This window comes from Mycobacterium sp. URHB0021, assembly GCF_054057895.1.
In genome coordinates this window covers 5,135,239-5,148,455 of the sequence record NZ_JBSRZT010000002.1, presented here as the reverse complement: position 1 = coordinate 5,148,455, position 13,217 = coordinate 5,135,239, and the positions used below count along the sequence as shown (strand labels likewise).

At 66.7% G+C, this 13,217-nt stretch carries 17 protein-coding genes; 7 read left to right on the top strand and 10 right to left on the bottom strand.

Features of this window, described 5'->3' with window-relative positions:
- Positions 1-66 precede the first annotated feature (66 nt).
- Together ACVWWN_RS27725 and nrdR are read left to right on the top strand one after the other, a co-directional pair.
- The gene (locus ACVWWN_RS27725; RefSeq protein ID WP_457146716.1) at positions 67-516 is read left to right on the top strand and encodes a LysM peptidoglycan-binding domain-containing protein; all 450 of its coding nucleotides are present in this window, start codon (positions 67-69) and stop codon (positions 514-516) included.
- 162 nt (positions 517-678) lie between these two features.
- Positions 679-1,143 (top strand): transcriptional regulator NrdR, encoded by a 465-nt coding sequence (nrdR, locus tag ACVWWN_RS27720; RefSeq protein WP_457149306.1) that lies wholly within the window; start codon positions 679-681, stop codon positions 1,141-1,143.
- Between the two features lie 10 nt (positions 1,144-1,153).
- Here nrdR and ACVWWN_RS27715 read toward each other — a convergent pair whose 3' ends face one another.
- From ACVWWN_RS27715 to ACVWWN_RS27705, 3 genes are read right to left on the bottom strand one after another with little or no spacing between them, the layout of a single operon-like run.
- Positions 1,154-1,840, bottom strand: a complete 687-nt coding sequence (locus ACVWWN_RS27715) for a PhzF family phenazine biosynthesis protein (RefSeq protein WP_457146715.1) — start codon at positions 1,838-1,840, stop codon at positions 1,154-1,156.
- A 34-nt stretch (positions 1,841-1,874) separates the two neighbouring features.
- Positions 1,875-2,897 (bottom strand): alpha/beta fold hydrolase, encoded by a 1,023-nt coding sequence (locus tag ACVWWN_RS27710; protein ID WP_457146714.1) that lies wholly within the window; start codon positions 2,895-2,897, stop codon positions 1,875-1,877.
- 49 nt (positions 2,898-2,946) lie between these two features.
- Positions 2,947-3,921, bottom strand: coding sequence for a proteasome assembly chaperone family protein (locus ACVWWN_RS27705; RefSeq protein ID WP_457146713.1), 975 nt, complete (start codon positions 3,919-3,921; stop codon positions 2,947-2,949).
- A gap of 247 nt (positions 3,922-4,168) precedes the next feature.
- Here ACVWWN_RS27705 and ACVWWN_RS27700 point away from each other — a divergent pair, with 247 nt between their 5' ends.
- Positions 4,169-4,972: a trypsin-like serine peptidase gene (locus ACVWWN_RS27700; protein ID WP_457146712.1), complete on the top strand. Its 804-nt coding sequence runs from the start codon at positions 4,169-4,171 to the stop codon at positions 4,970-4,972.
- A 9-nt stretch (positions 4,973-4,981) separates the two neighbouring features.
- Here the strand turns inward: ACVWWN_RS27700 and sthA are convergent, their stop codons facing one another.
- Complete coding sequence (gene sthA, locus ACVWWN_RS27695; RefSeq protein WP_457146711.1) at positions 4,982-6,397, bottom strand: Si-specific NAD(P)(+) transhydrogenase; 1,416 nt, start codon at positions 6,395-6,397, stop codon at positions 4,982-4,984.
- A 201-nt stretch (positions 6,398-6,598) separates the two neighbouring features.
- Here sthA and ACVWWN_RS27690 point away from each other — a divergent pair, with 201 nt between their 5' ends.
- Together ACVWWN_RS27690 and ACVWWN_RS27685 are read left to right on the top strand one after the other, a co-directional pair.
- Positions 6,599-7,270: a hypothetical protein gene (locus ACVWWN_RS27690; protein ID WP_457146710.1), complete on the top strand. Its 672-nt coding sequence runs from the start codon at positions 6,599-6,601 to the stop codon at positions 7,268-7,270.
- 104 nt (positions 7,271-7,374) lie between these two features.
- Positions 7,375-8,433 carry a DUF4192 domain-containing protein gene (locus tag ACVWWN_RS27685; RefSeq protein ID WP_457146709.1) on the top strand — a complete coding sequence of 353 codons (1,059 nt, stop codon included), beginning with the start codon at positions 7,375-7,377 and terminating at the stop codon, positions 8,431-8,433.
- A 1-nt stretch (position 8,434) separates the two neighbouring features.
- On the opposite strand, the gene ACVWWN_RS27680 is transcribed toward ACVWWN_RS27685, so the two are convergent.
- From ACVWWN_RS27680 to ACVWWN_RS27670, 3 genes are all read right to left on the bottom strand, one after another.
- Complete coding sequence (locus ACVWWN_RS27680) at positions 8,435-9,124, bottom strand: iron dependent repressor, metal binding and dimerization domain protein (RefSeq protein ID WP_457146708.1); 690 nt, start codon at positions 9,122-9,124, stop codon at positions 8,435-8,437.
- A gap of 127 nt (positions 9,125-9,251) precedes the next feature.
- Positions 9,252-10,241, bottom strand: a complete 990-nt coding sequence (locus tag ACVWWN_RS27675; RefSeq protein WP_457146707.1) for a sigma-70 family RNA polymerase sigma factor — start codon at positions 10,239-10,241, stop codon at positions 9,252-9,254.
- Between the two features lie 117 nt (positions 10,242-10,358).
- Positions 10,359-10,760, bottom strand: coding sequence for a DUF3099 domain-containing protein (locus ACVWWN_RS27670; protein WP_457146706.1), 402 nt, complete (start codon positions 10,758-10,760; stop codon positions 10,359-10,361).
- A gap of 77 nt (positions 10,761-10,837) precedes the next feature.
- Between ACVWWN_RS27670 and ACVWWN_RS27665 the strand changes: the two genes are divergently transcribed.
- On the top strand, positions 10,838-11,074 hold the full coding sequence (locus tag ACVWWN_RS27665; protein ID WP_457146705.1) for a DUF3039 domain-containing protein: 237 nt from the start codon (positions 10,838-10,840) through the stop codon (positions 11,072-11,074).
- On the opposite strand, the gene ACVWWN_RS27660 is transcribed toward ACVWWN_RS27665, so the two are convergent.
- Positions 11,064-12,059, bottom strand: a complete 996-nt coding sequence (locus ACVWWN_RS27660; protein WP_457146704.1) for a YihY/virulence factor BrkB family protein — start codon at positions 12,057-12,059, stop codon at positions 11,064-11,066. The genes ACVWWN_RS27665 and ACVWWN_RS27660 overlap by 11 nt on opposite strands.
- A gap of 73 nt (positions 12,060-12,132) precedes the next feature.
- Positions 12,133-12,324 carry a DUF7455 domain-containing protein gene (locus ACVWWN_RS27655; protein ID WP_457146703.1) on the bottom strand — a complete coding sequence of 64 codons (192 nt, stop codon included), beginning with the start codon at positions 12,322-12,324 and terminating at the stop codon, positions 12,133-12,135.
- A 131-nt stretch (positions 12,325-12,455) separates the two neighbouring features.
- On the opposite strand from ACVWWN_RS27655, the gene ACVWWN_RS27650 reads away from it, so the two are divergent.
- Positions 12,456-12,815, top strand: a complete 360-nt coding sequence (locus ACVWWN_RS27650; protein ID WP_457146702.1) for a DUF952 domain-containing protein — start codon at positions 12,456-12,458, stop codon at positions 12,813-12,815.
- Here ACVWWN_RS27650 and ACVWWN_RS27645 read toward each other — a convergent pair.
- Positions 12,812-13,183: a RidA family protein gene (locus ACVWWN_RS27645; RefSeq protein ID WP_457146701.1), complete on the bottom strand. Its 372-nt coding sequence runs from the start codon at positions 13,181-13,183 to the stop codon at positions 12,812-12,814. The genes ACVWWN_RS27650 and ACVWWN_RS27645 overlap by 4 nt on opposite strands.
- Positions 13,184-13,217 lie beyond the last annotated feature (34 nt).

Sequence of the window (13,217 nt, the reverse complement as noted above, 5' to 3'; positions counted from 1 at the left end):
TGAGCGAGTATGTTCGAACACAGTTGCGAATGATGGTGGAGCTATCACGGAGCGAAAGGCGGGCAGATGACGATCCTCGACACCCGGGAAATCCCGGCGGAGCCGATGGTCAGGCCGGGACCCCGGCCTGCTGACGTGCGACGGCGGCCGCGCTCGGGCCGGCCCGGCGGGGCGCCGGTACGCTACCGCGGCACCGGTGTGATGATGTCGCGGGCGTCGCACCGCAGACGGCCCATCACGCCGCTCACCACCGTGGTGCTCGCGTTGGTCGCCGCGGGGATCACGGTGTGGTTGGGGCTGGTAGCCCAGCTCGGCGGCGTCGTGGGGAGCACCGCCGAGGTGCCGAACCGGCTGGCGGTGATCCAAGTTCAGACCGGTGAGACGCTGCAGCACGTGGCACATCGCGTCGCGCCCGACGCCCCTGTCGGTCAGGTGGTCGAGCGCATCCGCGAGCTGAACCAGCTCGACTCCGTGGCGCTCGACGCCGGCCAGACGCTCATCGCGCCCGTCGGCTGACGCCGCGCGATGAGTGGTGAAAGGCGTTCTTGCACAATAGCCCCGATGAGCACTCGCGCCGTCCGCGCGCCGATTTCCCCAGCGCCGGGCCACGCGGGGGCCGCGCAGGTAGGCTCGGAGAGGTTCGAGGTACGTGATTGTCGGCGCGGCGAGGGAGCGGTGATGCACTGTCCGTTCTGCCGTCATCCCGATTCCCGCGTGGTTGATTCGCGCGAAACAGACGAGGGTCAGGCCATCCGGCGACGCAGATCGTGTCCCGAATGCGGCAGGCGGTTCACCACGGTGGAGACGGCGGTACTGGCGGTGGTCAAGCGCAGCGGCGTGACCGAGCCGTTCAGCCGAGAGAAGGTCGTCAAGGGCGTGCGCCGGGCCTGCCAGGGGCGACAGGTCGACGATGATGCGCTGAACCTGTTGGCCCAACAGGTAGAGGACGCCGTGCGGGCCGCCGGTTCGCCCGAGGTGCCCAGCCATGAAGTCGGTTTGGCGATCCTGGGGCCGCTTCGCGAGCTCGACGAGGTGGCCTACCTGCGCTTCGCATCGGTCTACCGGTCGTTCTCGTCGGCCGAAGACTTCGAGCGGGAGATCGAAGCCCTGCGTGCGCACCGAGAGGTGCCCGCCACGGGCTGACCGACGATCGTCAATCGATCTGCTTGATGCCGTCGTCGACCACTCGGCCCGAAATGCGAACCCAGCCTTCGGGGCTCCACCTCGTCTGGATCAGCGAACCCTTGCCCTGCACGATCGTCAGGTCGCGGCTGAGGTAGTCGGTGATACGCACCGCCGCGGCGCCCGTGGCCTCGTCCTCGACCACACCGAGATCGGTGGCGAACATTCTGGAGCGCAGCGCTCCTTGCTCGCGGTCGGTCCAGGTCCACAGGTAGTGGTTCACGTCGTCCGGATAGTCGGCCGGGTCGGCGGCCAACAGTTCCTCGGTCGACTCGAGCTCGTGGATCGCGAACTCCGGCGCCCATTCCGAACGTGCACTCACGGACGTCAGTTCGTCGTCGTAGGCGATCTGGACGACACCGGCCGGCACCTGCAAAGTATGAACGGGAGTGCCCCGGTCCCGCAGCCACCACGATGCGCCCACGGTTGGATGCCCGGCAAAGGGCAATTCGGTAGCAGGGGTATAGATGCGGGCGTGGGCGGTACTGGTTCCGGTTTTCGGTAGATCGATGAATACCGTTTCGCTGTAACCCAATTGGGTGGCGATGCGCTGGTGGTCGCCGGGCCCCACCGTGCTGGCATCCACCACGCCCAGGGGATTGCCGAACTTGCCGTCGGGGGCGGTGAATACGCGCAGCACTGTCACGTCGATGGCCATGCGCCGATGCTACGTGGTGTTCGGGAGGCGCCGACTAGGTGGCGCTGCGCTCGTCGGCGCCCATCGCGTCGAGCACCGCGACGCGGGTGCCGACGGGCCCCGATATGGCACCCTCGCTGATGCCGTCGCGGAGCAGGCCGCGCAGGTATTCCTGGTCGTAGAGGGCGGGTTCGGTGGAATCGATGAACTGCTCGACGACCTCGACGAAGCGGTCGGGATCATCATGGAAGGGGAAATGCCCGGAGCCGTCGAAGATCTCCAGCTGCGAGCCGGGCATCGCGGCGTGTGCCATCCGGGCATGGCTGACCGGGATGACCGAATCATGGGAGCCCCAAATGAGCTGAACAGGAACGGATTGCGTCAAATAACATCGATCCAGCATGGTGACCACCTGACCGCGCCAGTCGACGACGGCGCGCAGTGTGCGCGCGAATGCCGACGATGCCGTCGGTTCCGGAAGGTCGGCCAGGATGCGCAGCACATCGGGCAGGTCGCGGCCGAGCCCCGTTGACCCGAATACCGCTCCGCCGATGCGACCCAGCACCTGAAGTGCGGGAAGCACAAGCGGCAGACGCAGGAAGGCAAGCGCCTCGCTCCCCATCGGCAGCGACGCGATGCGCAGGGCGACGTTGACATCCTTGGTCACACCGCCGGCGCCCACCAGAATCAGCCGGTCCACCAATTGCGGGAACTGGTACGCGAATTGCATTGCGACGCCGCCGCCCAGCGAATGGCCGACCACCGTCACCTTGTCGATGTCCAGTACGGACAGCAGGTCCCGCATGCCGTTCGCATACGCCGCCACCGAATAGTCGGCGCGCGGCTTGTCGGATTTGCCGTGACCCAGCAGATCGGGCGCGATCACGGTAAACCGCTGCGCCAGCTTGGATTGCACGGTGCTCCACGTGGTGGAGTTGTCACCGATGCCGTGGATCAGCAGGATCGCCGGGCCCGAACCGGCCACCCGGAAGGCCCGCTGGTACCCGTGGATGGTGCGAAACTGCAGCGATGGCGTGAGTTCGCGCACGGTGCGCAGGTTCGGCTTGCGCTTAGACATTGGGCCGGGTCATTCTGCCAACTTCGTTATCGGGCCGGTGAGGCTGCGGTTAGTTGTCAGGATCTTCTTTGAACTTGTCGCCGGCCTGTTGTGCGAGGAACCGCTCGAACTCGGCACCGAGTTCATCCCCGCTGGGTAGCTCTTCGTCATGCGCCAGCAAGGACCGGTTCTCCTGAGCGGCAACGAACGCATCGTACTGATGCTCGAGCGCCGTCACCACTTGAGCGACTTCGGGGCTTGCCTCGACCTGCTCGTTGATCTTCTGGTGCACCTCGGCGCCGGCCTCCGACAAGGCGGCCAGCGGGATTTGCAGCGAACCGCTTCTGGCGACCTCGGCCAGCAGTGCCTCGGCGGCGGCGGGATAGTCGGTTTGAGCCAGGTAGTGCGGCACGTGGACGGTGTATCCGACCACCTCGTGGCCGTGCTGAGCCATCCGGAACTCGATGAGGTTCGACACGCTGCCGGGCACCTGGACCTCACCCACCCACGGCGTGTGTTCGCTGATCAGCTCCTTGTCGTTGGCGTGCGCAGTCATGGTGATCGGCCGGGTGTGTGGCACGGCCATCGGAATGGTTCCCAGACCGATGACCCGCCGGACGGCCAGTCGCTCGGCCAGTAGGCGCACCGCCGTGATGAACCGCTCCCACCGCAGATCCGGCTCCAGGCCTGCGAGCAGCAGAAACGGCGTGCCGACACTGTCATGCAGCGCGTAAAGATTGAGTTCGGGCTCCTCGTAGTGGGTGAAATGGTCGGTCTTGAACGTCATCAGCGGACGCCTGGACCGGTAGTCGAGCAGTTCGTCGATCGCGAAGGACGCCACCAGTTCGGTGTCCAGGGAGTTCTTCAGGTGCTCGGCGGCCAGCTTGATGGCGTGCCCGGCGTCGGAAAAGCCTTCCAGGGCGTGGATCAGCACCGGCCCGCGGCCGTCGGCCGACGACAGCTGCGGAGCCGGGAACTCCAACTCGTACATCCCGGTCTGGTCAGGCTGGTACTGCTGCTCTGGGATATCTGGCTGGTCAGCCATTTGCTTCGCCTCCTCGCCACGGGTGCGACCGTGGACTCGTCGGACCGTGACACCTAGTGTCGCGCATTTCGCGGTGGACGCCATTGCAGCCCCACCCATCTGTCTGAACAAGACTCCGCCGATGTCGCATTCCACCTCGGGTGGCCGGCGCGGAGAATGCCCGAACCCGGGCCTCGACGGTTTGCCGACAGCGGGCAGCCGGCAAACCTCAAGCGCACCATATCCGCTGTTCGGGCAAGATCGTTTAATGCACAGCTGCGCACGCCGCCGGGCAGTCCTGATGATGGGACTCTTCGCCCTGTTGACGGCTTCGTGCGCCCACCCGGCGGTCGCCATCCGCGACCCCAGCACCGCCGCGGCCGCGGAGCCGGAGGCGCCGCCGACGGCACGATCGGTGCCTGCCGATCCGAGGGTGGGGGCGGTGTTCATCGGCGGCGATTCGCTGCACGCGTGCAGCGCCGGCGTGCTGGACTCCGCAAACGGAGACCTGATTCTCACCGCGGCCCATTGCCTGTCCGACGGCACCGACGCCACGTTCGTTCCGGGATTCAACAACGACGCCGCCCCCGAGGACTACTGGCACGTCGACGCGGTCTATCTGGACCCGCGCTGGGTGCGAAGCCAGGACCCGATGGCCGACTTCGCGATCGCGCGGGTCAGCCGCGCCGCGGGCGGAACCGTGGAGGCGCGGGCCGGCGGCGGTCTGAAACTGGTGGCCGCTCCCGCGCCGGGCAGCGTCGTCAGCGTCACGGGGTATGCGATGGGGGTCGGCGGCGGACCGATCGGCTGCCGGGTCCCGACCGGGCGCCCGAGGCAGGGGTTTCCCGCGCTGCCGTGCGCGGCGCTCGTCGACGGAGTCAGTGGTGCACCGTGGATCGAGGGCTCAACGGTCAGCGGCTTGATCGGCGGCCTCGACGGGGGCGGTTGCCAAGACCAAAGCGATTCGTACTCGCCGCCTTTCGACGATGCGATCACGGCGCTGCAGAAACGTGCCGAGGCCGGCGGACCCGCCGACAGCGCGCCGGTGGCTTTCGCGGACGGCTGCCGATGACGGTGGCGGTCAGGCCCTGAACTGGTTCAGCGCGCGCAGTTTGTTCATCACGTCCAGCGCTGCGACCTTGTACGCCTCCGAGAACGTCGGGTAGTTGATGACCGCGTCGACGAGGTACTCGATGGTGCCGCCGCAGCCCATCACGGCCTGGCCGATGTGCACCAGCTCGGTGGCCGCGGTGCCGAAGATGTGGACCCCGAGGATCTTCAGGTCTTCGGTGGAGACCAGCAGCTTGAGCATGCCGTAGGAGTCGCCGGCGATCTGTCCGCGCGCCAGTTCGCGGTACCGGGAGACACCGACCTCGTAGGGGATCGAGTCTTTCGTCAGATCCACCTCGGTCGCGCCCACATAGGACACCTCCGGGATCGAGTAGATGCCGATCGGCTGCAACTCGGTCATGCCCTGACACGGCTCGCCGAATGCGTGGTAGGCGGCCAGCCGGCCCTGATCCATCGACGTCGCGGCCAGGGCCGGGAAGCCGATCACGTCGCCGACGGCGTAGATGTGGTCGACCTTGGTCTGGAACTGGTCGTCGACGAAGATCCGTCCACGGTTGTCGGTCTCCAGCCCGGCGTTTGCCAGATCGAGGTGGTCGGTCTGACCCTGCCGGCCGGCCGAGTACATCACCGTTTCGGCGGGGATCTGCTTGCCGCTGGCCAGTGTCGTGACCGTGCCCGCCGCCCCGACGTCCACGGCCGTCACCTCCTCACCGAAGCGGAACGTCACCGCCAGATCGCGCAGGTGGAACTTGAGGGCCTCGATGATCTCCGGATCACAGAAATCCAGCATGGAGTCCCGCTTCTCCACCACGGTGACCTTGGTACCCAGCGCGGCGAACATCGAGGCGTATTCGATACCGATGACGCCGGCACCCACCACGACCATCGACGTGGGCAAAGACTTGAGGTCGAGGATGCCGTCAGAGTCCAGCACGCGGTTTTCATCGAACTCGACACCCGGTGGCCGGGCCGGCTTGGTGCCTGTGGCGATCACCACGTACTCGCCGCTGATCGTGGTGCGCTCGCTGCGGTTGGGCTCCTCGACCAGAATCGTGCGCGCATCGACGAAGCGGCCGTGGCCCTCGATGAGATCGATCCGGTTGCGCATCAGCTGCGACCGGACGACGTCCTGTTCCTTGCCGATGACGTGCGTGGTGCGGGCCAACAGGTCGGCCGGGGTGATCTTCTCCTTCACGCGGTAGCTGGCGCCGTACAGTTCGCGCTGGCTCATGCCGGTGAGGTAGACCACCGCCTCGCGCAGCGTCTTGGACGGGATGGTGCCGGTGTTCACGCACACCCCGCCGAGCATCCGACCGCGTTCGACGACCGCGACGGTTTTCCCGATCTTCGCCGCTGCGATGGCGGCTTTCTGGCCTCCCGGACCTGAACCGATGACGACGAGGTCGTATTCGAGCGTGGAAGCCATGGGGACAAGATGTACGCCGGTTGTGGCGATCCTGCACGCCGACTGACATCAATAATTCGTGAATAGATTCAACTTGTCCCTGCAGACGGCCGGGCGGTCGCGCGCGCCTGACCGAACCCTCAACCGGCAGATGAGACTATGAGGGCAATGGTCGGCACATTGTCGAGGTGCTTGCGCGGGTCGCAAGTAGGGGTCGGCTGCATGCTGGTGTTGACGACGGCTTGGTCGGCCGGCTGCACCCGTGCGGTCGTCGGTGCCGCTGGCCCGATGGTGCCGGGCGGCGTCGCCGCCGCGATTGCGGTGCCAGACCTACTGGTCGAGCCCGCGCGGTTCCCTTCCCAATACGCGGCGGCGGTGCTCGACAGGACGGCGGTCTACCGCGCGCTGCAGGACGTCGACGGGGTGGCCGCCGGGTCCGTGGTGACCCCGCCGGAGTGCGCTCCGTCGCCGGTGGCCGTGGAGAACACCGCGGCGGCACAGGGCACCGACACCCAGACCGCCACCACCCTCATCGTCGCCGTGACCCGGCCCAGCTCGCCGCTGCGGGCCAGGGCCGATCAGTTGACGGCCTGCCCGGCCTTCACGACCCTCCAGGACGGAGACAGCTCGACGGTGACGGTGAGCGTGCTGCCTGCCCCGCCGATCGACGCGGACGACGCCTATGCCGCCGAGCAGAGGGTCACGTCCGAGGTGTCCGGCTCGGTGCGGCGGTCACTCACGTTGGCCGCGCAGGTCGACGACGTTCGGGTCAGCGCCACCTGGCTGCGCGAGGGTGAGCCCGGCACCGCGCCCGATACCGCGCCGGACACCCAGGTGCTGGACGCGTTGTTCACCGCCGCGGTGCTGAAGGTGCATCGCGTAAGTGGGCCCTGAGTTCGTCCGCGGGTTCATCCCCAGTCGCGAGTTCATCCCCAGGCCATATCGGCGCGGCCCGTCTGCGATGCGATTTCGACGGCGGGTGCTGCGACGTTTCTCCCATGACGACATCGCAAACACCCGACTTCCATCTGAACCGGCCCGGCGTGCTGATCGCGGCGCTGCCCGCCGTGCTCGGTTTCGTGCCCGAAAAATCCCTCGTCCTGGTCACTGTGGACCGTGGCGAAATGGAGTGCGTCATGCGGGTGGACCTTTCGGACGCCCTGGCGGACTCGGTCGGACAGATCGCCGACGTGGCGGCGGCGGCAAGCCCGGACGCGGCGATCGCGGTGATCGTCGATGACGACGGTGCGGCCTGCCGGATGTGCAACGACGATTACCGCCAACTGGCGGGGGCGCTGACGACCGCGCTGGCGGGATATGGCATCGAGTTGCTCGCCGCTCACGTGGTCGACCGGGTGGCCGAGGGTGGCCGTTGGCATTGTGCGGACGGCTGCGGGAGCTCGGGCATGGTCGATGACCCGTCGGCGTCACCGCTGGCCATGGCGGCGGTGCTGGAGGGGCGCCGGCTGTATGCCCGGCGGGCGGAACTGCAAGAGGTCATCGACCTGGCCGACTCCGCCCGCAGCGCAGCGCTGGCCACAACCATCCGTCGTGGCACACAGCGCGGACGAAGCGGCGACGACCGTTCCGAGGCGGCCGCACGCCGAGACATACACGGCGCCATCGCCGCGGCCACACGGGTGTCCCGCGGCGAGGCACTGACCGACACCGAGCTGGCCCGCCTGGCGCGCTCACTGACCGACACCCGGGTGCGGGACACGCTCTACGCGCTGGCGGTGGGGCAGACCGCGGATGCGGCCGAGGCGTTGTGGGCGACGCTCGCCCGCACGCTGCCCGAGCCGTGGCGGGTAGAAGCCCTGGTTCTGTTGGCGTTCTCGGCCTACGCGCGCGGCGACGGACCGTTGGCCGGTGTGGCGCTGGAAGCGGCGCTGCGCTGCGATCCTGCCCACCGGATGGCGGGCATGCTCGACAGCGCGCTGCAGTCCGGGATGCGTCCGGAAAAGATCCGCGAACTCGCTGTCACCGGCTACCGGCAGGCCGACCGGCTCGGGGTGCGGCTCCCGCCCAGGCGGTTGTTCGGCAGGCGAGCGGGGTAGCTCAGACCTTCTCGACCTTGACTGTGTGGGCCATTTCGTGGGGCAGCTCGACCTGCTCGTGGCCGGGAATCATGATCATGACGCCGCCCCTGTCGTTGGTCTGTACGGTCACCCGCGCGTTGGGCACGACCCCGGCGTCCTTGAGCCGCGCGATGAGGTCCGCGTCGCCCTGGACGTGTTCGGTCAGCTGCCGCACGACGACCGCGACCGGCATGCCTGCCGGAAGCTCGGTCAGGCGCACCAGGCTCAGCTGGTCGCTGACCAGATCGTCGACACCGAGTTCGGAGAGCCCCGGAATGGGGTTGCCGAACGGCGAGGTGGTCGGGTTGTTGAGCACCTGGACCAGACGGCGTTCGACGTCCTCGCTCATCACGTGTTCCCAGCGACACGCCTCGGCATGCACTTCCTCCCATGGGAGTCCGATCACGTCGACGAGCAGCCGCTCCGCGAGCCGGTGCTTTCGCATCACCGAGATGGCCAGCGCGCGGCCCTTGTCGGTCAGTTCCAGGTGCCGGTCGCCTGCGACGTGCAGCAGGCCGTCACGTTCCATCCGTGACACGGTCTGGCTGACGGTGGGGCCACTCTGCTCGAGACGTTCGGCGATGCGGGCGCGCAACGGCACCACGCCCTCCTCCTCGAGGTCGTAGATCGTCCGCAGGTACATCTCGGTGGTATCGACAAGATCGTTCATAACGCAACCCTCCGTCACGCCAGAGTCTACCGGTCTAGCTGCTGCAACTGGGATCCATCGTCATCCGACACAGCAACCGCAAAGCAGAAATGCCCGCCGGTGACCGGCGGGCATTTCGGACCGCAAACTAGCTGGCGTAGGAGCGCAGCCGGTCGGCGCGTTCGCCGTTGCGCAACTTGGCCATCACCTCGCGCTCGATCTGACGGACCCGCTCGCGGGATAGCCCGAAGAGCTTGCCGATCTGGTCGAGGGTGCGGGGCTGGCCGTCGTCGAGGCCGAAGCGCAACCGGATCACCTGCTGCTCGCGCTCGTCCAGCGTCGCGAGCACGTGCCGGATGTCGGTGTGGAGCAACTCGGAGATGACGGCGTTCTCGGCCGACATCGCCTCGGCGTCCTCGATGAAGTCGCCCAACGGCGCTTCCTCGTCGCTGCCGACCGGCATGTCAAGGCTCACCGGATCGCGACTGTGCTCGAGCAGGTCGGTGATCTTCTCCACCGGGATGCCCGATTCGGCCGCGAGCTCTTCGTCGGTCGCCTCGCGGCCCAGGTTCTGGTGCATCTCACGCTTGATCCGCGCCAGCTTGTTGACCTGCTCCACCAGGTGGACCGGCAGCCGGATGGTGCGGCTCTGGTCGGCCATGCCGCGGGTGATCGCCTGACGGATCCACCAGGTGGCGTACGTGGAGAACTTGAATCCCTTGGTGTAGTCGAATTTCTCCATCGCCCGGATCAGGCCCAGGTTGCCCTCCTGGATCAAGTCCAGCAACGGCATCCCGCGGCCGGTATAACGCTTCGCCAGAGACACCACCAATCGCAGATTGGCCTCGAGCAGATGGCGCCGGGCAGCCTCCCCGTCGCGGACGACCGCGGCGAGATCACGTTTGCGACTGTCTCCCAACCGCTTCCGTGTATCGAGTAAGAACTGCGCATAAAGCCCGGATTCGATGCGCTTGGCGAGTTCCACCTCATCGGCGGCATTGAGTAAGGCCGTTTTGCCAATGCCGTTGAGATACACGCGCACAAGATCGGCGGCTGGACTCTGGGCGTCCAGGTCGCCCTCGATGCGGGTGGTGGTGGCATTTGCCATGACGGCCTCCTGATCATCTCGATCTGTCATGAGCTACAACGCCCATGCGCCGCTAAGAGTTCCCACCAGTAAGCCGCTTCACACGTTCTGATCTGCGGTTATTGGATGGCGACCTTAGAATCTGCTGAGAAATCAGCCAGAAGTCCCTCAGGTGGGCTCATCATCGGACGATTCCCGCGTCTCCGGTTGCGGCCATGACTGAGCACGGCGCTCCAGAGACGGCCGCTCGGCAGTGGGAAACAGGGGAATGTGCCGGGGCACCTCGTAGCGGCGCGGTTCTTCTGCGCGGCGCGGAGGGCGGTCGTTCGCGATCAGCACAGCGATCCACGGCAGCGGGATCGACGCCACCAGGATTGCCAAGGAGATCAGACCGTTGTGCCAGATTCCGTAAGCCACCGCGGCGAGGACGAGTGCCGGGATGCGGAACGACATGATGGTCAGGTACTTGCGCACCCGCCGGCGATGCTGTTCCTCGTATGCGGGGGCCGCGCGGGTGATCAGGACGGGCCGGCCGTCATCGTCGAAACTCAGCTCGGGGCCTTGTTTCATACCTCCACTCTCGCACATCGAGGCCCAGCTGAGGCGGGCCGGTTTCTTACCGAAGTATTGCCAGGCAAAATGGACGCATGCAGACCCAGACGATCGAGCGCACCGACACCGACGAACGCGTCGACGACGGGACCGACAGCGACACCCCGAAGTACTTCCACTACGTCAAGAAGGACAAGATCGCCGAGAGTGCCGTCATGGGCACCCACGTCGTCGCGCTCTGCGGCGAGGTGTTTCCGGTGACGCGGGCCGCCAAGCCCGGATCGCCGGTGTGCCCGGACTGCAAGAAGATCTACGAGCAACTCAAGAAGTAGCGCCGTCGATCTTGGCCGTGGTCGTGGGCTTGTCGGGTGCGGCAGCGGCGACGCCGTTTCCGTTGAGTGATTCGGCTTTCCCCTCCAGCCACCAGCGGAATCGCTTCGCGTGCGTGTCCGGGGCAGGCCACTCCTCTTCGATGGCGGCGTTCAACTCGGCGCCGATCATGATCGCGAATCCCAGGAAGAACGCGAACAACAGAAACGCGATCGGGGTCGCCAGCGCGCCGTAGGTGTAGCCGGTGCGGGTGATCCAGGTCAGGTAGAGCCGCAGCCCGTATGTGGCTACCAGGAAGACCACGGCCGCCAGCACCGAACCGTAGATCAGCCGATGCGATGGCAACGGCCTGGGCAGCGACACCCGGTACAGGATGTTCATCGAAACGGCCAGGCCGAGGAACAGCACGGGGTAGTAGCCGAACTGCAGCACGTTGTCCCAGCTGTCCGGGATGTACTCGGCCACCTTGCGCGGGCCGAGGGCCACGAGTGGCGCCATCGCGATCGCGCCCACCAGCATGATGACGTAGAGGCCGAGCGCGTAGAACCGTTGCCGCACCGGGTGCCGGAGCGGCGTCTGGTCGTGCGCCTCCACGATCGAGTCGACGAACGCCGAGATGGCCGAGGAGCCGGCCCACAACGAGATCACGAAGCCCAACGACACCACCTCGCCGCGAGCACCTTTGACGATGTCCTGGACGGTGGGAGCGATGATCTCGTTGGTCACGTTCTGGGAGAAAAAGTGCCCGGCCGCGCTGATCAGCTGCTCCTGGATCGTCGGCAGGGTGTCCGGGCCGAACAGCGGCGCGACATAGGCCAGACTGCCCAACATCCCCAACAGCAGCGGGGGCAATGACAGCGCACACCAGAACGCGGCCTGCGCCGACTCCGAGAAGATCGAATCGTCCCAGCTTCTCGACAGCGTGCGTCGCGCGAGATGCGAAATGTGGTGACGGGATGGCTTCACCGGTGGGCGCTGGTCAATCATGACCAGTCCAGCATTACTGACGACAGGCAGTCCTGCCCACCTTCGAGGTTTGTCGAGCGCGCCGTCGAGCGGCTCAGGCCTCCAGCGGGCTAACTTCGATCACGGCAGCCAACTCGACCAATTTGCTTTCATGCTCGTTGGCGTGGTGCTGGCAGAACAGTAACTCCGCACCGGAAGGAAGCTTTGCCCGTACACGCGCGGCGGCCCCGCAGCGGTCGCAGCGGTCAGCCCTGGTGAGTTCGGGACTGGTGAGCGTTGCGTTCATGGCCACCTCCGTAGTGCCGTGCGTAGGTCTACTCTGTCAGACGTTTTCGGTTCCGGGCTTGTTCCCCGGGGGTTTACCGGTGTGTCGTGTCTCACCCTTCCGTCAATTTGCGGGCGAGGCACGCTGGCGGTATGAAACCGTCGCCGAGCGTCCTGGTCCACCTCTGCAGCGCCGATGACTGGCTGCTGGGTCAGAAGCGGGGCGAGCTCCGTCCCGACTCGCTGCGCGCAAACGGATTCGTCCATCTCTCGACGCCTGAGCAGGTGCATCTGCCGGCGAACCGGCTATACGCCGGCCGCCACGACCTGGTGCTGCTCCGAATCGATCCCGCACGTCTGTCCTCTGAAATAAGATGGGAACCCGGCGTCGCGACGGATCCCGATGCGATGGTGTTCCCGCATATATACGGGCCTCTACCTGCGGATGCTGTGATAAGTGTCACGTCGTACCGGCCCGGTTCCGACGGCCGGTTCGCGCCCCTGCCGCACTAGTCGTCGGCGACGAGCGCGTCGGCCTCGATCTCCACCACCAACTCCGGCGAGATGAGCGCCGACACCTCGACCATCGTGGCGGCCGGGCGGATGTCGCCGAACACCTCGGCGTGCACGGCTCCGACCTCGCGCCACCGCGAGATGTCGGTGACGAAGATGCGGGTGCGCACCACGTCGGACATGGCGGCACCGACTTCGCGCAGGGCGACCTCGATGCGCCGTAGGGCTTCCCGCGTCTGGGTCGCGCTGTCCGGACCCGACGCGGTCGTGCCGGCGACCATGATGTGCCGCCCGAGGCGGACCGCGCGTGAGTATCCGACGGCGGACTCGAAGTCCGAACCCGAGGAGACGATGCGACGCTCGGTCATCAGTCCAAGCTAGTTCCTCGCCCGGTCCCGCCTG

What these genes read in the sequence shown, in the direction of transcription:
- ACVWWN_RS27725 (WP_457146716.1), top strand. Translation starts at nt 67, where the DNA reads ATGACGATCCTCGACACCCGGGAAATCCCGGCGGAGCCGATGGTCAGG.
- nrdR (WP_457149306.1), top strand. Translation starts at nt 679, where the DNA reads ATGCACTGTCCGTTCTGCCGTCATCCCGATTCCCGCGTGGTTGATTCG.
- ACVWWN_RS27715 (WP_457146715.1), bottom strand. Translation starts at nt 1,840, where the DNA reads ATGGCCATCGACGTGACAGTGCTGCGCGTATTCACCGCCCCCGACGGC.
- ACVWWN_RS27710 (WP_457146714.1), bottom strand. Translation starts at nt 2,897, where the DNA reads ATGTCTAAGCGCAAGCCGAACCTGCGCACCGTGCGCGAACTCACGCCA.
- ACVWWN_RS27705 (WP_457146713.1), bottom strand. Translation starts at nt 3,921, where the DNA reads ATGGCTGACCAGCCAGATATCCCAGAGCAGCAGTACCAGCCTGACCAG.
- ACVWWN_RS27700 (WP_457146712.1), top strand. Translation starts at nt 4,169, where the DNA reads ATGCACAGCTGCGCACGCCGCCGGGCAGTCCTGATGATGGGACTCTTC.
- sthA (WP_457146711.1), bottom strand. Translation starts at nt 6,397, where the DNA reads ATGGCTTCCACGCTCGAATACGACCTCGTCGTCATCGGTTCAGGTCCG.
- ACVWWN_RS27690 (WP_457146710.1), top strand. Translation starts at nt 6,599, where the DNA reads ATGCTGGTGTTGACGACGGCTTGGTCGGCCGGCTGCACCCGTGCGGTC.
- ACVWWN_RS27685 (WP_457146709.1), top strand. Translation starts at nt 7,375, where the DNA reads ATGACGACATCGCAAACACCCGACTTCCATCTGAACCGGCCCGGCGTG.
- ACVWWN_RS27680 (WP_457146708.1), bottom strand. Translation starts at nt 9,124, where the DNA reads ATGAACGATCTTGTCGATACCACCGAGATGTACCTGCGGACGATCTAC.
- ACVWWN_RS27675 (WP_457146707.1), bottom strand. Translation starts at nt 10,241, where the DNA reads ATGACAGATCGAGATGATCAGGAGGCCGTCATGGCAAATGCCACCACC.
- ACVWWN_RS27670 (WP_457146706.1), bottom strand. Translation starts at nt 10,760, where the DNA reads ATGAAACAAGGCCCCGAGCTGAGTTTCGACGATGACGGCCGGCCCGTC.
- ACVWWN_RS27665 (WP_457146705.1), top strand. Translation starts at nt 10,838, where the DNA reads ATGCAGACCCAGACGATCGAGCGCACCGACACCGACGAACGCGTCGAC.
- ACVWWN_RS27660 (WP_457146704.1), bottom strand. Translation starts at nt 12,059, where the DNA reads ATGATTGACCAGCGCCCACCGGTGAAGCCATCCCGTCACCACATTTCG.
- ACVWWN_RS27655 (WP_457146703.1), bottom strand. Translation starts at nt 12,324, where the DNA reads ATGAACGCAACGCTCACCAGTCCCGAACTCACCAGGGCTGACCGCTGC.
- ACVWWN_RS27650 (WP_457146702.1), top strand. Translation starts at nt 12,456, where the DNA reads ATGAAACCGTCGCCGAGCGTCCTGGTCCACCTCTGCAGCGCCGATGAC.
- ACVWWN_RS27645 (WP_457146701.1), bottom strand. Translation starts at nt 13,183, where the DNA reads ATGACCGAGCGTCGCATCGTCTCCTCGGGTTCGGACTTCGAGTCCGCC.